This is a genomic window from Bradyrhizobium sp. 1200_D9_N1_1, assembly GCF_052075915.1.
In the GTDB taxonomy this organism is placed as follows: Bacteria; Pseudomonadota; Alphaproteobacteria; order Rhizobiales; family Xanthobacteraceae; genus Bradyrhizobium; species Bradyrhizobium diazoefficiens.
Genome location: NZ_CP197226.1, coordinates 3,003,175 through 3,025,163 on the forward strand (window position 1 = coordinate 3,003,175; position 21,989 = coordinate 3,025,163).

Annotated in this window: 19 protein-coding genes; 11 read left to right on the forward strand and 8 right to left on the reverse strand. The window is 65.6% G+C overall.

Annotated features, from left to right (window positions below):
* Nucleotides 1–14 precede the first annotated feature (14 nt).
* The 6 genes from AB5K84_RS14375 to AB5K84_RS14400 form a co-directional block, all read right to left on the reverse strand.
* Nucleotides 15–1,247 (reverse strand): Zn-dependent hydrolase, encoded by a 1,233-nt coding sequence (locus AB5K84_RS14375; RefSeq protein WP_110116851.1) that lies wholly within the window; start codon nucleotides 1,245–1,247, stop codon nucleotides 15–17.
* Nucleotides 1,240–2,025 (reverse strand): ABC transporter ATP-binding protein, encoded by a 786-nt coding sequence (locus AB5K84_RS14380; protein ID WP_162603707.1) that lies wholly within the window; start codon nucleotides 2,023–2,025, stop codon nucleotides 1,240–1,242. Before AB5K84_RS14380 ends, AB5K84_RS14375 begins: the two co-directional genes overlap by 8 nt.
* Entirely contained in the window at nucleotides 2,022–2,795 is a 774-nt protein-coding gene (locus AB5K84_RS14385) for an ABC transporter permease (protein ID WP_110116849.1), read from the reverse strand. The genes AB5K84_RS14380 and AB5K84_RS14385 overlap by 4 nt, the downstream gene beginning before the upstream one ends.
* Before the next feature lie 71 nt (nucleotides 2,796–2,866).
* On the reverse strand, nucleotides 2,867–3,811 hold the full coding sequence (locus AB5K84_RS14390) for an ABC transporter substrate-binding protein (RefSeq protein WP_060908427.1): 945 nt from the start codon (nucleotides 3,809–3,811) through the stop codon (nucleotides 2,867–2,869).
* Between the two features lie 110 nt (nucleotides 3,812–3,921).
* Entirely contained in the window at nucleotides 3,922–4,650 is a 729-nt protein-coding gene (gene hutC, locus AB5K84_RS14395; protein ID WP_110116848.1) for a histidine utilization repressor, read from the reverse strand.
* Nucleotides 4,647–6,005, reverse strand: coding sequence for a formimidoylglutamate deiminase (locus AB5K84_RS14400; protein WP_110116847.1), 1,359 nt, complete (start codon nucleotides 6,003–6,005; stop codon nucleotides 4,647–4,649). The genes hutC and AB5K84_RS14400 overlap by 4 nt, the downstream gene beginning before the upstream one ends.
* Before the next feature lie 99 nt (nucleotides 6,006–6,104).
* Between AB5K84_RS14400 and hutI the strand changes: the two genes are divergently transcribed.
* The 3 genes from hutI to hutU are packed head-to-tail and all read left to right on the forward strand — an operon-like array spanning nucleotide 6,105 to nucleotide 10,559.
* A complete protein-coding gene (gene hutI / locus AB5K84_RS14405; protein ID WP_110116846.1) occupies nucleotides 6,105–7,319 on the forward strand; it encodes an imidazolonepropionase in 1,215 nt (404 codons plus the stop codon).
* On the forward strand, nucleotides 7,316–8,875 hold the full coding sequence (gene hutH, locus AB5K84_RS14410) for a histidine ammonia-lyase (protein ID WP_110116845.1): 1,560 nt from the start codon (nucleotides 7,316–7,318) through the stop codon (nucleotides 8,873–8,875). Before hutI ends, hutH begins: the two co-directional genes overlap by 4 nt.
* 13 nt (nucleotides 8,876–8,888) lie before the next feature.
* Nucleotides 8,889–10,559, forward strand: a complete 1,671-nt coding sequence (hutU, locus tag AB5K84_RS14415; RefSeq protein ID WP_011088981.1) for a urocanate hydratase — start codon at nucleotides 8,889–8,891, stop codon at nucleotides 10,557–10,559.
* On the opposite strand, the gene AB5K84_RS14420 is transcribed toward hutU, so the two are convergent.
* Nucleotides 10,560–11,180, reverse strand: a complete 621-nt coding sequence (locus tag AB5K84_RS14420) for a TetR/AcrR family transcriptional regulator (RefSeq protein WP_161533931.1) — start codon at nucleotides 11,178–11,180, stop codon at nucleotides 10,560–10,562.
* Nucleotides 11,181–11,435: 255 nt separating this feature from the next.
* On the opposite strand from AB5K84_RS14420, the gene AB5K84_RS14425 reads away from it, so the two are divergent.
* Genes AB5K84_RS14425 through AB5K84_RS14460 form a run of 8 tightly spaced genes read left to right on the forward strand, consistent with a single transcriptional unit; the run spans nucleotide 11,436 to nucleotide 19,799 of the window.
* Complete coding sequence (locus AB5K84_RS14425; RefSeq protein ID WP_110116843.1) at nucleotides 11,436–12,296, forward strand: FAD binding domain-containing protein; 861 nt, start codon at nucleotides 11,436–11,438, stop codon at nucleotides 12,294–12,296.
* Nucleotides 12,293–12,817 carry a (2Fe-2S)-binding protein gene (locus AB5K84_RS14430; RefSeq protein ID WP_110116842.1) on the forward strand — a complete coding sequence of 175 codons (525 nt, stop codon included), beginning with the start codon at nucleotides 12,293–12,295 and terminating at the stop codon, nucleotides 12,815–12,817. The genes AB5K84_RS14425 and AB5K84_RS14430 overlap by 4 nt, the downstream gene beginning before the upstream one ends.
* Complete coding sequence (locus AB5K84_RS14435) at nucleotides 12,814–15,189, forward strand: xanthine dehydrogenase family protein molybdopterin-binding subunit (RefSeq protein ID WP_110116841.1); 2,376 nt, start codon at nucleotides 12,814–12,816, stop codon at nucleotides 15,187–15,189. The genes AB5K84_RS14430 and AB5K84_RS14435 overlap by 4 nt, the downstream gene beginning before the upstream one ends.
* Nucleotides 15,190–15,211: 22 nt before the next feature.
* On the forward strand, nucleotides 15,212–16,453 hold the full coding sequence (locus tag AB5K84_RS14440) for an ABC transporter substrate-binding protein (protein ID WP_110116840.1): 1,242 nt from the start codon (nucleotides 15,212–15,214) through the stop codon (nucleotides 16,451–16,453).
* An 11-nt stretch (nucleotides 16,454–16,464) separates the two neighbouring features.
* Nucleotides 16,465–17,340, forward strand: a complete 876-nt coding sequence (locus AB5K84_RS14445) for a branched-chain amino acid ABC transporter permease (RefSeq protein ID WP_028174342.1) — start codon at nucleotides 16,465–16,467, stop codon at nucleotides 17,338–17,340.
* Nucleotides 17,337–18,335: a branched-chain amino acid ABC transporter permease gene (locus AB5K84_RS14450; RefSeq protein WP_110116839.1), complete on the forward strand. Its 999-nt coding sequence runs from the start codon at nucleotides 17,337–17,339 to the stop codon at nucleotides 18,333–18,335. Before AB5K84_RS14445 ends, AB5K84_RS14450 begins: the two co-directional genes overlap by 4 nt.
* Nucleotides 18,332–19,087: an ABC transporter ATP-binding protein gene (locus AB5K84_RS14455; protein WP_011088973.1), complete on the forward strand. Its 756-nt coding sequence runs from the start codon at nucleotides 18,332–18,334 to the stop codon at nucleotides 19,085–19,087. Before AB5K84_RS14450 ends, AB5K84_RS14455 begins: the two co-directional genes overlap by 4 nt.
* The gene (locus AB5K84_RS14460) at nucleotides 19,080–19,799 is read left to right on the forward strand and encodes an ABC transporter ATP-binding protein (RefSeq protein WP_038966750.1); all 720 of its coding nucleotides are present in this window, start codon (nucleotides 19,080–19,082) and stop codon (nucleotides 19,797–19,799) included. The genes AB5K84_RS14455 and AB5K84_RS14460 overlap by 8 nt, the downstream gene beginning before the upstream one ends.
* Before the next feature lie 2 nt (nucleotides 19,800–19,801).
* Here AB5K84_RS14460 and AB5K84_RS14465 read toward each other — a convergent pair whose 3' ends face one another.
* On the reverse strand, nucleotides 19,802–21,811 hold the full coding sequence (locus AB5K84_RS14465; RefSeq protein WP_162603706.1) for a putative bifunctional diguanylate cyclase/phosphodiesterase: 2,010 nt from the start codon (nucleotides 21,809–21,811) through the stop codon (nucleotides 19,802–19,804).
* Between the last annotated feature and the right edge of the window lie 178 nt (nucleotides 21,812–21,989).

Sequence of the window (21,989 nt, forward strand, 5' to 3'; positions counted from 1 at the left end):
CCGGCATCAGAGGCCTAACCACCGAGGATTCGCCGGCAGGCGTCGACGAAGACCTGCGCGCCGGTGACGATGTCGGCGTCCGCGGTGTTCTCGGTCCAGTGATGGCTGATGCCGCCGATCGACGGCACGAACAGCATCCCCGCGGGCATGATGGTCGCGAGCATCTGCGCGTCGTGGCCGGCGCCGCTGGGCATGCGGATGGATCGTCCGCCGGCGACAGCCTTGCTCGCAGCTTCGATCGCGTCCTGAAAGCCGGAGTTCATCAAGGCGGGAGCACCGGTCCGCAGCTTCTCCACGGTCACGGCGCAGGGGCCGCTCGCGTTGACCTCGTCCGCCATGGCCTTCAGCAATTCCTCCAGCCGCGCGATGACCGCCGGGTTGTCGTCGCGGATCTGGAACAGCATTTCGGCGCCACCCGGAATGATGCTCGGCGCGCCCGGATCGAGCGTGATGCGGCCCGTGGTCCAGACCGTGCGCGGACCGCACGCGGCCGGGAAGCGCTCGTCGATCGCGACGCAGAATTTGGCCAGCGCAAGGCCGGCGTCCTTGCGCGCAGCCATGCGGGTGGTACCGGCGTGGTTCTGCTCGCCGACAAAGTTGATCCGGTATTGCCAGATGCCGACGATCGAGGTCACGACGCCGACCGCGAGCTGTCCGCTCTCGAGCGTATCGCCCTGCTCGATATGCGCCTCCAGATATCCGACGTGCCGCCCCTTCTCGGCGGTGATGCGCGAGCGTCCCGCGAGCCCCATGTCGGCAAGCGCATCGCGCATGGGCCGTCCGTTGGTGCGGTCGCGCGCGGCGTCGATGTCGGCCTCGGTGACTTGCCCCAGATAGGAGCGCGAGCCGAGGAAGCTGCCAAAATGTCCTTCCTCGTCGCACCAGGCGGCGACTTCGACCGCGCCGTTCACGGAGGGATCGGCATTGAGCACCCGCGCGGCCTCGAGCGCGTAGACGACACCGAGCGGACCATCGAGCCAGCCGGCGTAGTTCTGGCTTTCCAGGTGCGAGCCCGCCAGAAGCTTTGGGCCGGGCTTGGTGCTCGTCCCGAACACATTGCCGATGCCGTCAATCGCGGCGGAGAGACCCGCGTCGGGCAGCTTCTGAACCAGCCATTCCAGCGATTGCTTGTGCGGTTCGGAGAAGGTCGGCTTGTGCACGCCGGTCTTGTAGGCGCCGATGGCGCGCAGCGCATTGAGGTCGGCGAGAACGCGTGCGCCGTCGAAGGAAGGACCATTGTCAGGCATGTTCGGCAACCTTCAACGCCTCGGTGCGGATTTCCTCGACCAGCCGTTCCTTGAGCTGGACGAATTCCGGCGTGGTCTTGATCTTGTAGGAACGCGGATGCGGCAGGTCTATGGCAATCTCGGCCTTGATGCGGCCGGGGCGTGCGCTCATGACGATGACGCGGCTGCCGAGGAAGATCGCCTCCTCGATGTCGTGGGTCACGAACAGCACGGTCTTCTGGTCGCGCTCCCAGATCCCGAGCAGCATTTCCTGCATCAAGGCGCGGGTCTGGTTGTCGAGCGCGCCGAAGGGCTCGTCGAGCAGCAGAATCTTTGGATCATTGGCAAGCGCGCGGGCGATTGCCGTGCGCTGCTGCATGCCGCCGGAGAGCTGCTTGGGCCAGTGGTTCTCGAAGCCGGACAATCCGACCTGGCGGATGAAGGCGTCGGCGATCTTGTACCGCTCGTCCTGCGACACGCCGCGCTCGCGCAGGCCGAAGGCGATGTTCTCGCGCACGGTCAACCAGGGAAACAGCGTATAGGACTGGAACACCATGCCGCGATCCGCCCCCGGGCTCGTCACCTCGCGCCCGTCGAGCGTGACGCGCCCGCCGGTCGGGCGGTCGAGGCCGGCGACGATACGAAGCAGCGTGGACTTGCCGCAGCCGGAGGGGCCGAGGATGGTGACGAAGTCGTTGTTGCCGATGATGAGGTCGGTCGGCTCCAGCGCCCTGGTCGGCGCATTGCCGTGGCGCGCGGGGAAGGTCCGTGAGACCTGTTCGATCTTCAGCGTCGTCATGCGAGCTTCCACGGAAACAGCCAGGCGTTGAACGCCTTGAACAGGAAGTCGGAGACGAGGCCGATCAGCCCGATCACGATGATGCCGAAGATGATCTGGCCGGTGTTGAGCAGCGCCTGGCTGTCGGTGATCATATGGCCGATACCGGAGGACGAGCCGATCAGCTCGGCGACGATGACATAGGTCCAGGCCCAGCCCAGCACCAGCCGCAGGATCTCGGCGATTTCCGGCGCGGAGGAGGGCAGCAGCACACGGCGGATGATGCCGCGGTCGCTGGCCCCGAGCGTATAGGCCGCCTCGACCAGATCGCGCCGCGTCGCGCCGACGGTCACCGCCACCATCAGGATGACCTGGAACACCGAGCCGATGAAGATGACGAGCAGCTTTTGCAGCTCGCCGATGCCGGCCCACAGGATCAAGAGCGGGATGAAGGCGGAGGCGGGCAGGTAGCGTGCAAAGGAGACGAACGGTTCGAGAAAGGCCTCGACCGGCTTGTAGGCACCCATCAGCACGCCGAACGGCACCGCGATGATCGCGGCGAGCGCGAAGCCGCCGACGACGCGCCAGATCGTCATGCCGATGTCGAACACGAAGCCTTGCTTCGTCAGCAGGTCAAAACCTTCCTGCACCATGGTCAGCGGGTTGGCGAGGAAGGTCTTCGACACATGGCCGCCGAAGGTCGCCCAGGACCAGAGGGCAACGAACAGCACGAAGAACGCGAGGCCAAAGGCCACACGCTGCCTCGATGTCACGGGATCCAGGGGACGCATCAAACTGTCTATCCGAATAGTCGATCACGCGCCGGCTCCGCCTCCTGGCGGAACCGGCAGCTTGCAGAAGTCTACTTGATGAAGCTCGCGTCGTAGAGGTCCTCGACCTTCGGCGCGGCCTTGATGATGCCGATCTCGAGCAGGAGCTCGGCGGCGTCCTTGTTGAAGGTCAGGAAATCGCCCGCGAAGAACTTCTGGTTCGCGGCCTTGTCCTGCCAGCGCAGATATTTTGCCGAGTTGCCGAATTGCTCGCCGGTCTGCTTCACGTCCGCGCCCATGATCTCATAGGCCTTGGCCTGGTCCTTGGCGATCATCTCGAGCGCCTCGAAATAGCTGTTGGCGAGCGCCTGCGCCGCCTTCGGATTCTCGCTCAGGAATTTCGGCGTGCAGCCAAACGTGTCCATCACGATCGGATAGTCCAGCGTGGTGGCGATGATCTTGCCCTTGTCGGGCGCAGCGCGCACGGTCGACAGATACGGCTCGTAGGTCATGGCGGCGTCGTTCTGGCCGGAGACGAAGGCCTGCGCGGCCGCGGCGGGCTCGAGATTCACCACGGTCACGTCCTTCGTGGTGAGGCCGTTCTTCTTGAGCATCCAGGCCAGCGCAAAATACGGCGAGGTGCCGGGCGCGGAGGCCGCAACCGTCTTGCCCTTCAGATCCTTGATCGCGGCGATGTCGTTGCGCACGGCCATGCCGTCGGCGCCATAGCTCTTGTCGAGCTGGAAGATCTGCTTGGTGGCAACGCCGTTGGCGTTCCAGGAGATCCAGGTCTCCACCGTGGTCGCCGCGCACTGGATGTCGCCGGAAGCAATCGCAAGGTGGCGGTCCTTCTGCGGGATCTTCTTGATCGTGACGTCGAGGCCGTTCTTCTTGAAGATGCCGGCTTCCTTCGCCAGCGTCAGCGGCGCGAAGCCGGTCCACCCGGAGATGCCGACGCCGACCTTGACGTCGTCGGCGAGCACCGGAGTGGAGGCCGCGAGGGCAATGATTGTCGCGAATACCTTTGAACTACGCATGATTGTCGTCCTCTTGCCGATCGATGGATTGACGTCCTGTTGATCTGTTCGTGTCGGTCCATGCGGACCGTTGCCCGAAGCGTTGCACGAATTGTGCCGACATTGATCTCTCAGCCTCCCTTGAATCGGGCGACAAGGCGGTGGGAGTCACCGGGATAGAGCAGCCGCACGGCGGTGATCGTGCGCGTACTGCGCCAGGTGTAGCGGTCGATCACGAGGCAGGGCGCGCCGACGGCGATGTCGAGCGCTTGCGCCGCGCGATCGTCCGCAACGATGGCGCTGATCGTATGCTCGGCCTCCGTCCATGGGACATGGTGAAGCAGCCACGAGCCGGGCGGTTCGCGCGAGAAGTCCGCGGTCGCAGCATCCGGCACGGACGAGAGGTCGATCAGCCTGTCCTCGACGGCAAACGGCACGTTGTCGGCGCTATGGCGGCAGGCGATCGCGACCACCTTTCCGGCCTTCTTCACGCCAAGACGGTCGCGGTCGGCGGCGGTCGCTATGCGCAGCTTGCGATGGATCAGCTCGTAGCCGTAAGCGCGGCCGAGTGCGGTGATCTCGGCGCGGATGTCGGCGATCTTGAGCACCGCGGACTGATGCTGCGGCCGGCGGACGAACGATCCGGCGCGGCGCCGCCGCTCGATCAAGTCGGCCTGCGCGAGTTCCGACAGCGCCTTGTTCACGGTCATGCGCGAGCAGCCGTAGCGCGCCACCAGTTCGTGCTCGAACGGAATGCGATGACCCGGCGGCCACTCGCCGGTCAGGATGCGATTCTCGATGTCGGCGCGGATCCGCTTGTAGAGCGTCGGCTGGTCGGCGCCATCAGTAGCGAGGCTCATGCGAGGAGCCTCCGTACCGATGCGTTGAAGCGCTCGCGCGCCGCCTGGCGCAGCCGGTGCCGTCCGCCCTCGACGACCTTGTCGCCGCCGGCCCAGACGCAATCGATCGCGCCGCCGCCTGCCGCAAAGATCCAGCCGTCGATGGCCGCATCGCCCTGACGTCCCGCGAGCGACGGATGCGCGGCATCGAGCGTGACGATGTCGGCGCGTGCCCCCGGCGTGAGGCCGGCAGTCGGCTGCGCAAGTGCCCGCGAGCCGCCGGCGAGGGCTTGATCGAACAGCGTGCGTCCGGTCGAGGCGCCAGCGCCGCCGGAGAGCACATTGCGCTGGCGATGCTTCAGCCGCTGGCCATATTCGAGCTGGCGCAGCTCGTCGGCGGCACCGACCAGCACATTCGAATCGGTGCCGACGCCGAACCGGCCGCCGGCGTCGAGGAATTCGCGGGCTGGAAAAATGCCGTCGCCGAGGCTCGCTTCGGTGATGGGGCAGAGGCCGGCAACCGCGCCTGTCCTGGCGAGCGCGGTGACCTCCTCGTTCGTCGTGTGGGTTGCGTGGATGAGGCACCAGCGTTGATCGACCGGTGCGTGCTCCAGCAGCCATTGCACAGGGCGCCGGCTCGACCAGGCCAGGCAATCCTCGACTTCCTTCACCTGCTCTGCGGCATGAATGTGCACAGGGCCGCCGTCGGCGAGCGGAATGATCGCCGCGAACTCGTCCGGTGCCACCGCGCGCAAGCTGTGCGGCGCGATGCCGATATTGGCCCCTGGCAATGTTGCGATCGCTTTGCGCGAGGCAGCCATCAGCGCCGCAAACCGATCGACCGAGCAGATGAAGCGGCGTTGGCCGGCATGTGGTGCTGCGCCCCCAAAAGAGCCATGCGCATAAAAACTCGGCAGCAGCGTCAGCGCAATACCCGACGCTTCGGCAGCCTGCGCAATGCGCGTGGCCATTTCGGCGAGGTCGGCGTAGGGCGAGCCGTCGCGATCGTGATGCAAATAGTGGAATTCGCCGACGCGGGTAAAACCCTGCTCCAGCATCTCGACATAAAGCAGCGTTGCGACGGCCGCGACATCGTCCGGCGTCATCGCCAGCGCGAAGCGGTACATCGTCTCGCGCCAGGTCCAGAACGTGTCGGTCGAGTCGCCGCGCTGTTCCGCAAGTCCCGCCATGCCGCGCTGGAAGGCGTGGCTGTGCAGGCTTGCCAGCCCCGGAAGCGCGATTTCGTGGCGCTCGTCGCCGGCGACCGGCGTCACGCCCGGTGTCACCGCCGCGATCGCGCCGGCGGTGATCACCACCTGCACGTCATTGGCCCAGCCCGAGGGCAGGAGCGCGGAGGCGAAATGCAGTCGGGTCATGATTACACGCCGGCTGGACAGAACCGCCTTACGATTATATGTCTAGACATATAAGTCAAGCATCCCAGGGCGCAGGGACATCCGCGAAGGGACAGTTGCATGGCAGAGCGCTTCGACCGGATCTGGCACAATGCCCGCCTCGCCACGATGCGGGCCGATCGCCCCGATCTCGGCGAGATCGAGCACGGCGTGATTGCCGCGCGCGGCGGCCACATCGTCTATGCGGGTGCGGCGGCGGACTTTCCGGCTGACGCAGATGCCATCAAGCGGATCGATTGCGCGGGGCGCTGGATCACGCCGGGCCTCGTCGACTGCCACACTCATCTGGTCTATGGCGGCAACCGTGCGCACGAGTTCGAGCTGCGCCTGAGGGGTGCAAGCTACGAGGAGATCGCGCGCGCCGGCGGCGGCATCGTCTCGACGGTGGCCGCGACGCGCAAGGCGAGCGAGGCCGAGCTCGTCGCAAGCGCGCTGCCGCGGCTCGACGCGCTGATCGGCGAGGGCGCCACCACGGTCGAGATCAAGTCCGGCTATGGCCTCGACGCCGAGACCGAGATGCGGCAGCTCGCGGCTGCGCGCGGCCTCGGCCGCCAGCGGCCGGTTGCGATCCGCACGTCCTTCCTCGGCGCCCACGCGTTGCCGCCCGAGGCCGATGGTGACAAGGATCGCTATATCGATCTCGTGTGCAAGGAGATGCTGCCCGCGGTTGCCAAGGCTGGTCTTGCCGATGCCGTCGACGCCTTCATGGAGGGCATCGCGTTTTCCGCCGGGCAGACCGCGCGGGTGTTCGAGACGGCGAGGGGACTCGGGCTGCCGGTCAAGCTTCATGCCGACCAATTGTCGAACCTCGGCGGTGCTGCGCTCGCGGCAAAATTCTCCGCACTGTCGGCCGATCATCTCGAGCATACCGATGAAGCAGGTGCTGCCGCGATGGCGAAGGCGGGAACGGTGGCTGTGCTGTTGCCGGGCGCCTTCTATTTCATCCGCGAGACGCAGAAGCCGCCGGTCGAGTCGTTCCGCAAGCACGGCGTCCACATGGCGCTGGCGTCGGACTGCAATCCCGGTAGCTCGCCGCTGACCTCGCTGCTGCTGGCGATGAACATGGGCGCGACGCTGTTCCGGATGACAGTGGCCGAATGCCTCGCCGGCGTCACCCGCGAAGGCGCGCACGCGCTTGGCGTGCTCGATGAAACCGGGACGTTAGAGGCCGGCAAATGGTGCGATCTCGCGATCTGGGACATCGAGCGGCCCGCCGAGCTCGTTTACCGCATCGGCTTCAATCCGCTGCACCGCCGGGTTTGGAGGGGGCAATGACGGAGCAGGACGCGGCGATCGTCGTCAAACCGGGAACGGTCAGCCTCGACGATCTCGCGCGCGTGCTTGCGGGCCAGCCCGTCGTGCTCGATCCGTCGTTCTGGCCGCGTGTCGACGCAGCCGCGACGATCGTCGCCAAGGCGGCGCAAGCAGACACCCCCGTCTACGGCATCAATACCGGCTTCGGAAAGCTCGCCTCGAAGCGCATCCCGCCTGACCAGACCGCGCTGCTCCAGCGCAACCTCATCGTCTCGCATTGCTGCGGTGTCGGTCCGGCGACGCCGGAGCCGATCGTGCGGCTGATGATGGCGCTGAAGATCATCTCGCTCGGGCGCGGCGCATCTGGCGTACGCCGCGAGGTGATCGAGCAGTTGCAGGGAATGCTGGCGCGGCGCGTCTGTCCGCTGGTTCCGCAGCAGGGCTCGGTCGGCGCCTCCGGTGACCTCGCGCCGCTCGCGCACATGACCGCCGTCATGATCGGCGAGGGACAGGCGATTGTCGACGGCAAGACCATGTCCGGCGGCGAGGCACTCGCTGCCGCCGGGCTTGCGCCGCTGACCCTCGGGCCCAAGGAGGGGCTCGCGCTGATCAACGGTACGCAGTTTTCGACCGCCTATGCCATTTCCGGCGTGCTGCGTGGGTTTCATCTGGCCCGTGCCGCGCTCGTCACCGGCGCGCTGTCGGTCGATGCAGCGATGGCCTCCACAGCGCCGTTCCGCCCTGAAATCCAGGCGCTGCGCGGCCATGCCGGGCAGATCGCCGCGGCTGCGACGCTGACCGCGCTGCTCGACGGCAGCGACATCCGCCTGTCGCATCTCGAAGGCGACGAACGCGTGCAGGATCCCTATTGCCTGCGCTGCCAGCCGCAGGTCGCAGGGGCCGCGCTCGATCTGATCACGCAGGCTGCGCGAGCCCTGATCGTCGAGGCCAATGCCGTCACCGACAACCCGCTCGTCCTGGTCGAGACCGGCGAGATCGTCTCCGGCGGCAATTTCCACGCCGAGCCCGTGGCGTTTGCGGCCGATACGATCGCGCTCGCGCTGTCGGAGATCGGCGCGATCAGCGAGCGGCGCATCGCGACGCTGGTCGATCCCGCGCTGAATTTCGGTCTGCCGCCGTTCCTCACGCCCGATCCCGGCATCAATTCCGGCTTCATGATCGCCGAGGTGACGGCGGCCGCGCTCTATGCCGAGAACAAGCAGCGTGCGGCTGCCTGCTCGATCGATTCGACGCCGACCAGCGCCAACCAGGAAGACCACGTGTCGATGGCCGCGCATGCGGCGAGGCGCCTCGCCGATATGGCGGACAATCTCGCCGCCATCCTCGGCATCGAGCTTCTGGTCGCCGCGCAAGGCATTACGCTGCGCGCGCCGCATGCGACCAGCGCGCCGCTCGTCGCCGTCATCGCCGCGCTCCGCGAACAGGTGCCCGCGCTCGGTGCCGACCGCTACATGGCCGGCGATCTCGCCAAGGCAGCCGCGCTCGTCGAGGCCGATGCGCTGCCGGCGGCTGCGATCGGCGTGCTCCCATCTGATCCATTTCCGAGACTTGCCTGAAGAGGTGTTCCGCATGAACCGCCGACTGGACAACGACCGCACCATCCGCGCGCCCCGCGGCCGCGACATCAGCGCCAAGAGCTGGCTGACGGAGGCTCCCTTGCGCATGCTGATGAACAATCTCGATCCTGATGTCGCGGAGCGCCCGAGCGAGCTCGTCGTCTATGGCGGGATCGGCCGTGCCGCGCGCGACTGGGAGAGCTTTGACCGGATTACGGCGGCGTTGCGCAAGCTCGAAGACGACGAGACGCTGCTGATCCAGTCCGGCAAGCCGGTCGGTGTCTTCCGCACCCACGCCGATGCTCCTCGCGTGCTGATCGCGAACTCCAACATCGTGCCGCATTGGGCGACGCTCGACCATTTCAACGAGCTCGATCGCAAGGGCCTGATGATGTACGGCCAGATGACGGCCGGCTCCTGGATCTATATCGGCAGCCAGGGCATCGTGCAGGGCACCTACGAGACCTTCGTCGAGGTCGGTCGTCGCCATTATGGCGGCAGCCTTGCCGGCAAATGGATTCTCACCGCCGGCCTTGGCGGCATGGGTGGCGCGCAGCCGCTGGCCGCGACCATGGCGGGAGCCTCGATGCTCGCAGTTGAATGCCAGCCGAGCCGCATCGAGATGCGGTTGCGCACCGGCTATCTCGATCGGCAGGCCGCGACGCTCGACGAGGCGCTCGCGATCATGGAAGAGTCCGCAAAGACGAAGAAGGCAATCTCAGTCGGCCTGCTCGGCAATGCCGCGGAGATTTTTCCGGAGCTGGTGCGTCGCGGCGTCAAGCCGGACATCGTCACCGACCAGACCAGCGCCCATGACCCGATCAACGGCTATCTCCCCAAAGGCTGGACGCTCGCCGACTGGGAAGCCAAGCGCGCGTCCGATCCGAAGGCCGTCGAGCGCGCCTCGAAGACCTCGATGGTCGAGCATGTCCAGGCCATGCTGGATTTCCACGCGCAAGGGATTCCGACGCTCGACTACGGCAACAACATTCGCCAGATGGCGCAGGACATGGGCCTGAAGAACGCCTTCGATTTCCCCGGCTTCGTTCCTGCCTATATCCGCCCTCTGTTCTGCCGCGGCGTCGGGCCGTTCCGTTGGGCCGCGCTGTCGGGCGATCCCGAGGACATCTTCAAGACCGACGCCAAGGTCAAGGAGCTGATGCCGGACGATAAGCATCTGCACAATTGGCTCGACATGGCCAGGGAGCGCATCAAGTTCCAGGGGCTGCCGGCGCGCATCTGCTGGGTCGGCCTCGGCGATCGCCACCGGCTAGGCCTTGCCTTCAACGAGATGGTGGCGCGCGGCGAGCTCAAGGCGCCGGTCGTGATCGGCCGCGACCATCTCGACAGCGGCTCGGTGGCAAGCCCGAACCGCGAGACCGAAGCCATGAAGGACGGATCGGATGCGGTGTCCGACTGGCCGCTGCTCAACGCGCTGCTCAATTGCGCCAGCGGCGCGACCTGGGTGTCGCTGCATCATGGCGGCGGCGTCGGCATCGGCTATTCGCAGCATGCCGGCATGGTGATCGTCGCTGATGGCACGCCGGAAGCTGCAAAGCGCATCGCGCGCGTGCTCTGGAACGATCCGGCCACCGGCGTCATGCGCCATGCCGACGCGGGCTACGACATCGCGATCGACTGCGCCCGTGACAAGGGGCTCGATCTGCCGAGCCTTTCGAAGTAGCTAGCCGCTCATCAGCAGCTTTGGCATCGTCGTCTTCGCGCCGTCCATGAAGGTCTGGACGGCGTCGCGGACGATTGCGTCGAGATCGGGCGGGATCGGCGTTTCGTAGATGAATTTGCGGATGGCGAGATAGAAGATGCGGCCGTGCAGGCCCCAGAACAGCTCGGTCTCGCGCTCACTCAGTGGGCGGGACTTCGCATCGGGCAGCTTGAGATCGTGACGCAGCTCGGCGGCCGCGGGCTCGATGATCTCGCGGCGGACAATGTCGAGATAGCGGCCGGTGATGCCGAACGACTTCATGCCGGAGAAGACGAAGATCCGCACCCAATTGTACTCGAACACGCGTTCGACATAGTCGAGATAGAAGCGCGTCAGCCGCGCCTCCAGCGACAGCGAGCGGTCTTGGATCATCGGCCCCCAGTCGGGCGACCAGCGGCTGAGATAGACCTCCTGGTACACCCGCTCGATCAGCGCTTCCTTGCTCGGGAAGTGGCGATAGATTGCCGAATGGGTGATGCCCATGCGTTTTGCCAGTTCGCGGGTCTGTCCCTCGAAGCCATGCTCGGCAAAGAAGCGGATCGCTTCGTCCACGATTGCGCGCTCGCGGTCGGCCGCGCGCATGTTGCGGCGCTTTGGCGCGGTCTTGCTGCCAGTCTCGGGCCGTCGTCGGACCGGTCGCTTCGCTGGTTTCTGCGCTTTTCGGGCCATTTCGTCGCTGAATCGCACGTCTTGTTGCCTTCATAGCCCAAGGTGCATTTGTAACCAAATGGTCATTTCCTGTTGACCGTTCCCCGGAGGCATGTCAGGATTTTGAGACCAGATGGTTACAAATCTGGCATCCCGGCTGATGAGCCGACGGATATCGAGGAAACGGCGGTGAAGGCGAGGGCTTTCAGCTATTTTCGTGCTGCGACGGTCGACCAGGCGCTGGATGCTCATGCGCGCGCCGGCGATGACGCACGCTTCATCGCCGGGGGCCAGAGCCTCGTGCCGGCATTGTCGCTGCGGCTGCAGGCGCCGCGGCTCTTGATCGACATCACCCATATTGACGAGCTGCGCGGCGTCAGGCGCGAAGGCGGCTATTTGCGCATCGGCGCGCTGACGCGCCATTGCGAGATGCTGAGCGAGCCGCTGATCGCCGAGTTCGCGCCGCTGCTGCATGCTGCGGCGCCGTTCGTCGCCCATCCCGCGATTCGCAACCGCGGCACCTTTGGCGGCAGCGTTGCGCTTGCCGACCCGGCTTCCGAATTTCCAGCGATGACGCTGGCGCTCGATGCCGAGATCGAGATCGCAGGTCCTTCCGGCGCCCGGCGGGTGCGAGCGGACGATTTCTTCATCGACCTGTTCGAGACTGCCTTGCAACCCGGCGAGCTGATCACCGCTGTCTACGTTCCCCTGTTCAAGGCCGACCAGCGCTTTGCGTTCGACGAACTGGCGCGGCGGCGCGGCGACTATGCATTGGTCGGCTGCGGCATGCTTGCGACCTTCTCCGGCGAACGCATCGACGACATCCGCATCTCCTTTTTCTCTGTCGGCAATACGCCGACACGGGTGAAGGGAGCGGAGGCGACCCTGATCGGTTCGTCCCTCGATGCGGAGCGTATCGCTGTCGCCCAAGCCGCGCTCGAAGGCGATCTCGCGCCGCCTGACAGCGACGAGGTGCCGCCGGCGATGCGGCTGCATCTCGCCCGTGTGCTGCTGGGACGCCTGCTCGGACGTCTGGGTGAGGGCGCATGAGCGGCTTCGACGAAACCCTGCTGGGGGACGTCGAGGCGACCGCGCGGGTCCGCCTCGTCGTCAACGGCCGCAAGGTTGCCTGCGAGGTCGCGCCGCGCGAGACGCTGGTCGATTGCCTGCGCAATGCGCTCGAACTGACGGGGACGCATGCCGGCTGCGAGATGGGCGCCTGCGGGGCCTGCCTCGTGCAGCTCGATGGCCGCGCCGTGCATTCCTGCCTGATGTTCGCGGTGCAGGCCGACGGTGCGAAGATCGACACCATCGAGGGCCTCTCCGAGAGTGGCGTGATCGCCGACCTCCAGGCCGAATTTCATCGCCGCAACGCACTGCAATGCGGCTTCTGTACGCCGGGCATGCTGGTCAACGCACAGGAGCTGCTCTCGCAGGTGGCGCAGCCGAGCCGCGAGCAGATCCGCGACGCGCTGTCCGGCAATTTCTGCCGCTGCACCGGCTATGAGGCGATTGTCGATGCGATCGATGCGGTGGCCAAAGCGCGCAGCCAGGGCGGAGACGCCACATGATCGCGCCGCTGACCTCGCTCGATCGTCCGAATTCCTATATCGGCCGTTCCGTGCCGCGGCCGAACGCCAAACGGCTGCTGGCCGGACGCGGGCGCTACATTAGCGATCTCAAGCTGCCGCGCATGCTCCATGCCGCGTTCCTGCGTAGCCCGCATGCGCATGCGCAAATCGTTGCGATCAACATCGACGAAGCCCGCGCGCTCGAGGGTGTGCATCTTGTCGCGACTGGCGCTGATCTGGCAAAAATCTGCACGCCCTGGACCGGCACGCTCGATCATTTCAAGGGCATGACCTCCGCCCCGCAACTGCCATTGCCGCTGGACCGTGTGGTCTGGGCCGGGCAGGCCGTGGTCGCCGTCGTTGCCGAGAGCCGGGCGATCGCGGAAGACGCGCTGGAGTTGATCGAGATCGATTACGAGGACCTTCCCGTCGTCGTCGATATCGATGGTGCGCGAGAAGCTGGCGGACCGGTGATCAATCCCGGCAGCGCCAACAACACCTGCTTCCGCGCTCAGCTCGACAACGGCACCGTCGACGAGGCCTTCGCGCAAGCGGCCCACGTGGTGGAGGAGGAATTCTCCTTCGGCCGCCACACCGCGGTGACGCTGGAGCCACGCGCGATCGTCGCCGACTATGATCCCGCTGCCGGCGCGCTCACGGTGCATCACGGGACGCAGACGCCTTACCAGTTCCAGGATCTCTATTCGCGCCACTACGGCATCCCCGAGGCCCGCGTTCGCGTCATCGCAACCGACATCGGCGGTTCCTTCGGGATGAAGCTTCATGTCTATCACGAGGACATGGCGGTGGTCGGCCTTTCGATCCTGCTCGGCCGCCCCGTCAAATATGTCGCCGACCGCATTGAATCCTTTGTCTCCGACATCCATGCCCGCGACCATCGCGTCCGGGCCCGCATGGCGGTCGATGCCAAGGGCGAAATCCTGGCGATGGACGTCCTTGACCTGACCGCGATCGGCGCGTTCTCGACCTATCCGCGCACCAGCGTGGTCGAAGGCAATCAGGTGATCCGCCTGATGGGCGCGCCCTATCGCTTCAGGAACTATCGCGCCACGCTGGAGGTGCTCTTCCAGAACAAGGTGCAGACCAGCCAGTATCGCGCTGTCGGCCATCCCATCGCTTGCGCCGTCACCGAGCGGCTGGTGGATATGGCCGCAGCCAAGGTCGGGCTCGATCCCTTTGCCATCCGCGCACAGAACGTGATCGCCGATGATGCCTATCCGCAGACCTCGCCGACCGGCTACCGCTTCGAGGCGCTGTCCCATCAGGCCTGCCTGAAGCGCCTGCATGAGATGATGGATTATGACGCGCTGCGTGCCGAGCAGGCGAATTTGCGCAAGCGCGGCATCTATCGGGGCATTGGCATCGCCACCTTTGTCGAGATCACCAACCCGAGCCCGGCCTTCTATGGCGTCGGAGGCGCGCGGATCTCCTCACAGGACGGCGCCATTCTCAGCCTGACGCCGTCGGGCGAGGTGCGCTGCCTGATCTCGGTCACCGAGCAGGGGCAGGGCACCGAGGCGATCATCAGCCAGATCGTGGCCGACCAGCTCGGCCTCGCGCAGGAGCGCGTCAAGGTCATCACCGGCGATACCGAGGTGACGCCGCATGGCGGCGCCACCTGGGCCTGCCGCGGCGCCGGCATCGGCGGCGAGACCGCGCTCCAGGCCACGCGTGCGCTCAAGCGCAATATTCTGGAGATCGCCGCGCTGATCCTCCAGGAGCAGCCATCTGCGCTCGACATCATCGATGGCGAGGTCGTCGATGCGGTGACGCGGAACCAGCGCATGCCGATCGCGGAGATCGCGCGCATCGCCTATTTCCGCTCCGATACGCTGCCGCCGGGCACGCAGGCGCAGCTCACGGTAAGCCATCACTTCGCCCCGCAGGGTTATCCCTTCGCCTTCACCAACGGCATTCAGGGCTGTTCGCTGGAGGTCGATGTCGAGACCGGCTTCATCAAGATGCTGAAGCATTTCATCGTCGAGGATTGCGGCCGCGTCATCAATCCAATGCTGGTGGACGAGCAGCTCCGCGGCGGCGTCGTGCAGGGGCTGGGTGCCGCGCTGTTCGAGGAATGCCGCTACAGCGAAACCGGTCAGCTCATGAATGGCTCGCTCGCCGATTACCTCGTTCCGATGCCGATGGAGATGCCCGACATTGTCATCGGCCATGTCGAGACGCCGACCGCCGACACCGTGCTCGGCGCCAAGGGCGTCGGCGAGGCCGGCACGGCGGCGGCGTCAGCCTGCGTGCTCAACGCGGTCAACGACGCGCTCGCGCCGTTCGGCGCCACGATCAACTCAATTCCGATCACGCCGACAAAAGTCCTGAAAGCCCTGAAGCATTTCTAGAAAAAAGACCCTGGAGGAAATCATGCCTAAATCCGGTTCGACCCCGAAAATAACCCGCCGCACCGCACTCGCCGGCCTCTCGGCCAGCGCGGCGCTGCTCGCGATGCCCCGGCTCGGCCGCGCCGCCGATGAGTCGATCCGCATCGGCTTCCCGACGCCGCTGACAGGGCCGTTCGCAGCGGAAGCGCGCGACCAGGTCAGATGCGCCGAGCTCGCCGTCAAGCTGGTCAACGACAAGGGCGGCATCGGCGGCCGCAAGGTCGAGCTCTTGGTGCGCGACGATAAGCTCAATGCGGGCGAAGCTGCGACCCGCACACTGGAGTTGATCGAGAAAGACAAGGTTCATGCGGTGGTCGGCGCGCTCTCCAGCGCCGTGCAGCTCGCAGTCAACGAGGTCACCCGCGCCCGCGGCGTGATCTACGTCTCGATCAGTCAGTCCGACACGATCAACGAGGCCAAGGATTTCAGCAAGTACACATTCCACGAGGCGCTCAACCCGCACATGACCACCGCTGCGGTAGCGCGGCAGACCCTGAAGAAGGGCATGAAGGTCGCCCATCTCGTTGCCGACTATGCCTACGGCCATGAGATGCTGCGCGGCTTCAAGCGCGCGCAGACGACTATTGGTGCTGACACTGTCGGCGAAATTCTGCATCCGTTCGGGGCGGCCGACTATTCCACTTTCATGCCACGGCTGATGTCGATGCGACCGGACGTGCTCTGCATCTCCAATTTCGGCCGGGACCAGGCCAACGCGATCAAGCAGGCGGTCGATTTCGGCGTGAAGCAGCAGATGAAGATCGTCGTGCCCGTCATCCTGCACAACCAGCGCCTCGCGGTTGGCCCTGACGTGTTCGAGGGCGTGGTCGGCGGTGCCAACTATTATTGGGGCCTTGAGACGCAGAGCAAGACGGCAGCCAGCTTCAACGCGGCATTCAAGGCCGCCAACGGCGGCGCGATCCCGACCGATTACGGTGCCTATGGCTATTCTGGCGTCGGATCGTTGCTGGCCGCCATCGAGGCCGCCGGCGGCACCGACACCGACAAGGTCGTCGATGCCCTGGAGAAGCTGCAGTACGATCTGACCAAGGGGCCGCAGCACTACCGCAAATGCGATCATCAGTCGGTGCAGTCGGTGCTGGTGCTGGAGTCCAAGAAGAAGTCCGCGATGGCCAACGACAACGATCTGTTCGCCATTCTCGCCAATGACGCCGGCTCCGACGACATGCTGCGCAGCTGCAGCGAACTCGGCCACGCGACGTAAGTCTTGTGACGATGGACCTGTCGCTGATCATCATGCAGCTTCTCTCCGGGATCGCCCTTGGGGCGGTCCTGGTGATCACTGCGCTTGGATTGACGATCGTGTTCGGCATGCTCGGGGTGGTGAATTTCGCCCATGGCGCGCTGTTCATGATCGGGGCCTATGCTGGGCTGTATCTGGCGTCGCTCACCGGAAGCTTCTGGTGGGGACTGCTGCTCGCTCCCATCCTGATCGGCGCCTTCGGCATGCTGATCGAGTTCGTCCTGATCCGCAGGCTCTATGGACGCTCGATCGACGATCCGTTGCTGCTCACCTTCGGCCTCAGCTACATCCTCGTCGAAGGTGTGCGCATCGTGTTCGGGAGCGACGGCATTCCGTTTCCAACCCCGCCGCAACTGGTCGGTGTGCTTGATCTCGGCATCGGCTTCTTCCCGCGCTACCGCCTGTTCGTCATCGCGCTGGTGGCCGTGGTGCTGCTGGTGCTCTGGCTGACGCTGGAAAAGACCCGCATCGGCTTGATCGTGCGCGCCGGCGCGCGCGATCCCACCATCATGCAGGTGCTCGGCGTCGATATCGGCCGGGTCTGGCTTGCGATCTTCGGCCTCGGCGTCGGGCTCGCCGCGCTCGGCGGCGTGCTCGCCGGTCCCATGCGCAGCGTCAATCCGGAGATGGGCTCGCTCGTGCTTGCGGAGGCGTTCGTGGTGACCGTGATCGGTGGCCTTGGTTCGATCGTCGGGGCTGTCGTTGCCGGCCTCATGGTCGGCATATCCATCAGCATGGTCGCGCTGTTCGCCCCTGAGATGGCGACCATCGTCATGTTCGCGCTGATGGCGGTGGTGCTGCTGATCCGCCCGCAGGGCCTGTTCGGCGTCAGAGGGAGGACCGCGTGATGCTGCCTTCGAGCGGCGAGTCGGTAGCCCGGCCCTCGCGCAATGGGATCGCCTGGATTCTCGACCAGCGTGTGCTGCTCTCGATCGCGGTGCTTGCCGTGCTGCCCTGGCTGCTGCCGTCACAGGCGCTGGCCGTGAACGTCCTGATCTACGGGGTCGTGGTGATGGGCTACAATCTGTTGTTCGGCTACACCGGGCTGTTGTCGTTCGGCCAGGCCGCCTTCTTCGGCGCGGGCGCCTACTTCACCGGCATTGCGATCGGCCGCTACGGCGTGCCCTGGTTCGCCGCGGTGCCGATCGCCGTGCTCCTCAGCACCTGCCTCGCTGCTGCGATCGGCATCGTCTCGACACGCACCCGTGGCATTTACTTCTCCATGGTAACGTTGGCGCTGGCCCAGCTCGTCTATTACGTCGCGCTGCAGGCCTCGTCCTTCACCGGCGGCGAGAACGGCCTGCGCGGCTTCACCGTCGACCGCATCAGCCTGTTCGGCCTTTCCGTCAATTTCCTCGACCCCATCAACAAATACTACGTGCTGATGGTCTTCGCGGCGCTGGCGCTGTGGTTCCAGTCGCGCATCCTGAACTCGCCGTTCGGTGCCGTGATCGAGGCGATCCGCGAGAACGAGCAGCGGGCGCGGGCCTGCGGCTATGACGTCGAGCGCAGCAAGCTGATCGTGTTCATGCTGTCGGGCGCGATCTCCTCGCTTGGCGGCTGCATGCTGGCGCTGCATCTGTCGATCGTGCCGCTGGACATCCTGCACTACCAGACCTCCGGCATGATCGTGATGATGGTGTTGCTCGGCGGCGCCCGCAGCTTCTTCGGCCCGTTCGTCGGCGCGGCGAGCTTCCTGATCCTGGAGGACGTCATCTCGCTCTGGACGCCGCATTGGCAGATCTTTGTCGGCGCGATCTTCGTCCTCTTTGTGCTGTTCCTGCCCAAGGGCATCTGGGGCACGCTGCTCGATGCGCTCGGCGTCGGAAAGGCACGGCCATGAGCGGCGAGTTGCTTCGCGCCGAGGGGATCGGCAAGCGCTTTGGAGGCTTCGTCGCGCTCGAAGGCATCACCGTGTCCTTTGCGGCGGGACAGCTCACCTCGATCATCGGGCCGAACGGCGCCGGCAAGAGCACCTTCTTCAACATTCTCTCGGGTGCTTTGACGCCGACCTCGGGCAAGCTGCACTTCAGGGGACGCGAGCTGAATGGCCTGCCCCAGCATCGCTTCGTGCATCAGGGCATCTCGCGCTCCTACCAGATCACCAACATCTTCCCGGACCTGTCCGTGCACGAGAACGTGCGCGTGGCAGCACAGGCGCTGACCGTCAGCTACGACATCTGGCGCAACCGTGCCCGGCTGGCGGAGCTGAATGTGCGGGCCGATGCCGCGCTAGACGCCGTCGGGCTGCTCGGTAAGCGCAGCGAGGTGGCGAAATTCCTGTCGCATGGCCAGCAGCGCGCGCTGGAGATCGCGATTGCGCTGGTCTCCGAGCCGGAATTGCTATTGCTCGACGAGCCGACCGCCGGCATGGGACCGGAGGAGACCAAGGACATGGTCGCGCTGCTCGAACGGCTCGCCGACAAGCGCACCGTGCTGCTGGTGGAGCACAAGATGAAGATGGTGCTGGGCCTGTCCAAGCGCGTCGTGGTGCTGCATCACGGCCGCCTGCTGGCGGACGGCGCGCCCGACGAGATCAGGAGCAATCCGGAAGTCCGCCGGGTCTACCTCGGACAGAGTGAAGGCTATGGCTGAGACCGCGCTGCTCGAAATCGAGAACCTCCACGCCTGGTATGGCGCGAGCCATGTCCTTCACGGCATTTCCCTGCAGGTGAAGGAGGGCGAAGTGGTTGCGCTCGTCGGCCGCAACGGTGCGGGCAAGACCACGACCTTGCGGGCAATGATGGGCCTTATGCCGAAAGCGACGGGTCGCGTGCGCTTTGCGGGCAGGGAGCTGTTGCCGCTCCGCGCCCATCAGCGCTTTCATCTTGGCCTCGCTTATGTGCCCGAAGAGCGCCGCATCGTCCCTGGCCTGTCCGTGCGCGAGAACCTGCGGCTCGGCCTGGTTGCTGCCGGCAGCGAGATCGATGAGCGCACTGCGATCGACGAGATCGCCGAGACCTTTCCGCGCCTGAAGGAACGCCTCGATCAGGAGGGCGTGACGCTCTCCGGCGGCGAGCAACAGATGCTGGCGATCGCGCGCGCCCTGATCGCCAGGCCCAGGATGGTCCTGCTCGATGAGCCCTCGGAGGGGATCATGCCTGTGCTGGTCGAGGAGATGGGCGTGTTGTTCCGCCGCCTGCGTGATGAAGGCAAGACGTTGCTTCTGGTGGAGCAGAATGTCGAATGGGCCCTGCGGCTTGCCGATCGTGCCGTGATCATCGACCAGGGCGAGGTCGTGCATCAAAGCAGCGCCGCGGCGCTGCTGGCGGACAAGGACATTCAGGAGCGCTACTGCGCGGTGTGACCTCAGGCCACGACCTTGGCCTCGGCGCCGTCGAGGCGTTGCCGTTCCTTCGCGAGGTGCTCGCCGATTGCATCGCCCCGCATGGGCTTTGCGAAGTAGTAGCCCTGGATGAAGTCGCATCCCAGGCGGCGCAGGCTGTCGAGCTGGGCGCGGGTCTCGACGCCTTCGACGACGCAGGCGATTTCCATGTCGTCGCAGAGGCCCGTGAGCGACTTGATGATCTTGTGGCTGACGGGATTGTCGTTGATGTCGGCGACGAAGCTGCGGTCGACCTTGATCTTGTCGAGCGGCAGGCGGTGCACGTGGCTCAGCGAGGAATAGCCGGTGCCGAAATCGTCCAGCGAAATGCCGCAGCCCATTGCCTTCAATGCCGCGATCGACTGCTGCGCGCGCACGAAGTCGAAGGTGACGGCGGTCTCGGTGATCTCGAAATCGATCCGGTGTGGCGGCAGCCCGCTCTTCTCCACGATGGTGATCAGCGGCAGGATCCCTTCGGGCGAGCAGATGTCGTGGGCGGAGAGGTTGAACGACAGGCGGATGTGGTCGGACCAGGTCCTGGCCGTCGCGAGTGCGCGGATCAGAAGCGCCTGCGTCAGCGGCCGGATCAGGCCGATGCGCTCGGCGGCCGGGATGAAGTCGGCCGGCGAAACCAGGCCGAGGCGGGAGCTGTGCCAGCGCGCCAGGACCTCGAAGCCGGTAGTGTGCTCGCTCATGGCGTCCACGATGGGCTGGAACACCAGGTCCATCTCGGTGCTGAAATCGGCGGTGCGCAGCAGATTCTCGATGACGCCGCGGCTGCGGATCTCGGCCTCGAGCTCGCTCGAGAAGATCACGGTGCGGCCGCGCAGATGGCGCTTGGCGTGATAGAGCGAATAGTCGGCGCATTCATAGAGCGCTTCCGCCGTCGTTGCCGATTGCGGGAACAATGCGAAGCCGATCGAGCAGGATAGACCGGTATGGGCGGTGTCGAGCTGGTAGGGAAGCTTGACCTGGTCGCCGATGCGTTCGCCGAGCCGCGTCAGATCCGCCTCCTCGGGGTCGCCGCACACGACAAGACCGAACTCGTCGCCGCCGAGCCGGGCGAACTCCACTCGCTGCGGGCCGAAGCCCTCGCAGGTCTCGCGGATGCGTCGGCCCGCCTCGATCAGGACGCGGTCGCCGACCGAGTGCCCGTAATTGTCGTTGATCGGCTTGAAGCCGTCGAGATCGATGATCCCGACCGCGACGCGGACGCTCCTGCGCTCGGCATCAACGAAGGCGCTGGACAGCTCGGCAAAGAAGCGGCGGCGGTTCGGCAGCTCGGTGAGGGAATCGAGATTGGCGAGGCGGAAGTTCTCGTCCGAGAGTGCCTGGGTCGCCGCCTGCTGCGCCAGCAGCGACTTGCGGCTGGCGACGAGATCGGCGAAGTCGCGATAGTAGATGAACAGCACCGTCACCATCGCGCCGGAGACCAGCAGATTGTTGACCGCGATCGCCTTCAGCGTCGGCTCGCCGGTGGCCCAGAAGAACAGCACGTAGGGCACGTCGACGACCAGCGTCACGATCAGCGCCGCGGAGCGCAGATGCATCAGCGAGAAGATGCAGCCGATCACGGTCACCGCCATGTAGAAGGCGACCTGGCTCTTGGCGAAAGGATCGCCGTAAGGGTAGAGGGCGAAGGACCAGATGGTGAAGCCTGCGCCGATCGGCAATGTCATCCAGTTGGTGGCGCGCAGATTGCGCAGGATGTCGGCGTCGCTGCGCACGAGGTGACGCTGGCGCAGCCACCAGAAGGTGCGCAGGGCCGCAAGCACGGTCAGCACGCTCGGCACGATCATCGTCAACCAGTCCGGCGCCACGTTCACATATGTGTAGGCGACCGCGATCGTGTTGCTCATGAGAATGAAGTAGAGCAGCGGGACCTGCTTGGAGAAGGCGTCGAACTGCGCGCGCGTCAGGTCCGGGTTGTCCGCCGGTACGCGAAACAGCCGCATTGCGGCGGCGAAGTGAGACTTCAAATTGGCGACAGGCATTGAAATACGCGCCCCGGATCCCTTCAAAACGAGGGCGATCTTGCACAGCGGGGGTAAAGGGCGCGTTAGACGAGTTTCGTGCGGAAAGGCTAGCGCTGGTTGCACGCTGCCGCAGCCGTTCCGCTCGCGTGCGTTGGTGAGGTCGCGTTAACGATATGAGGCCATGGAAACGAGCAGT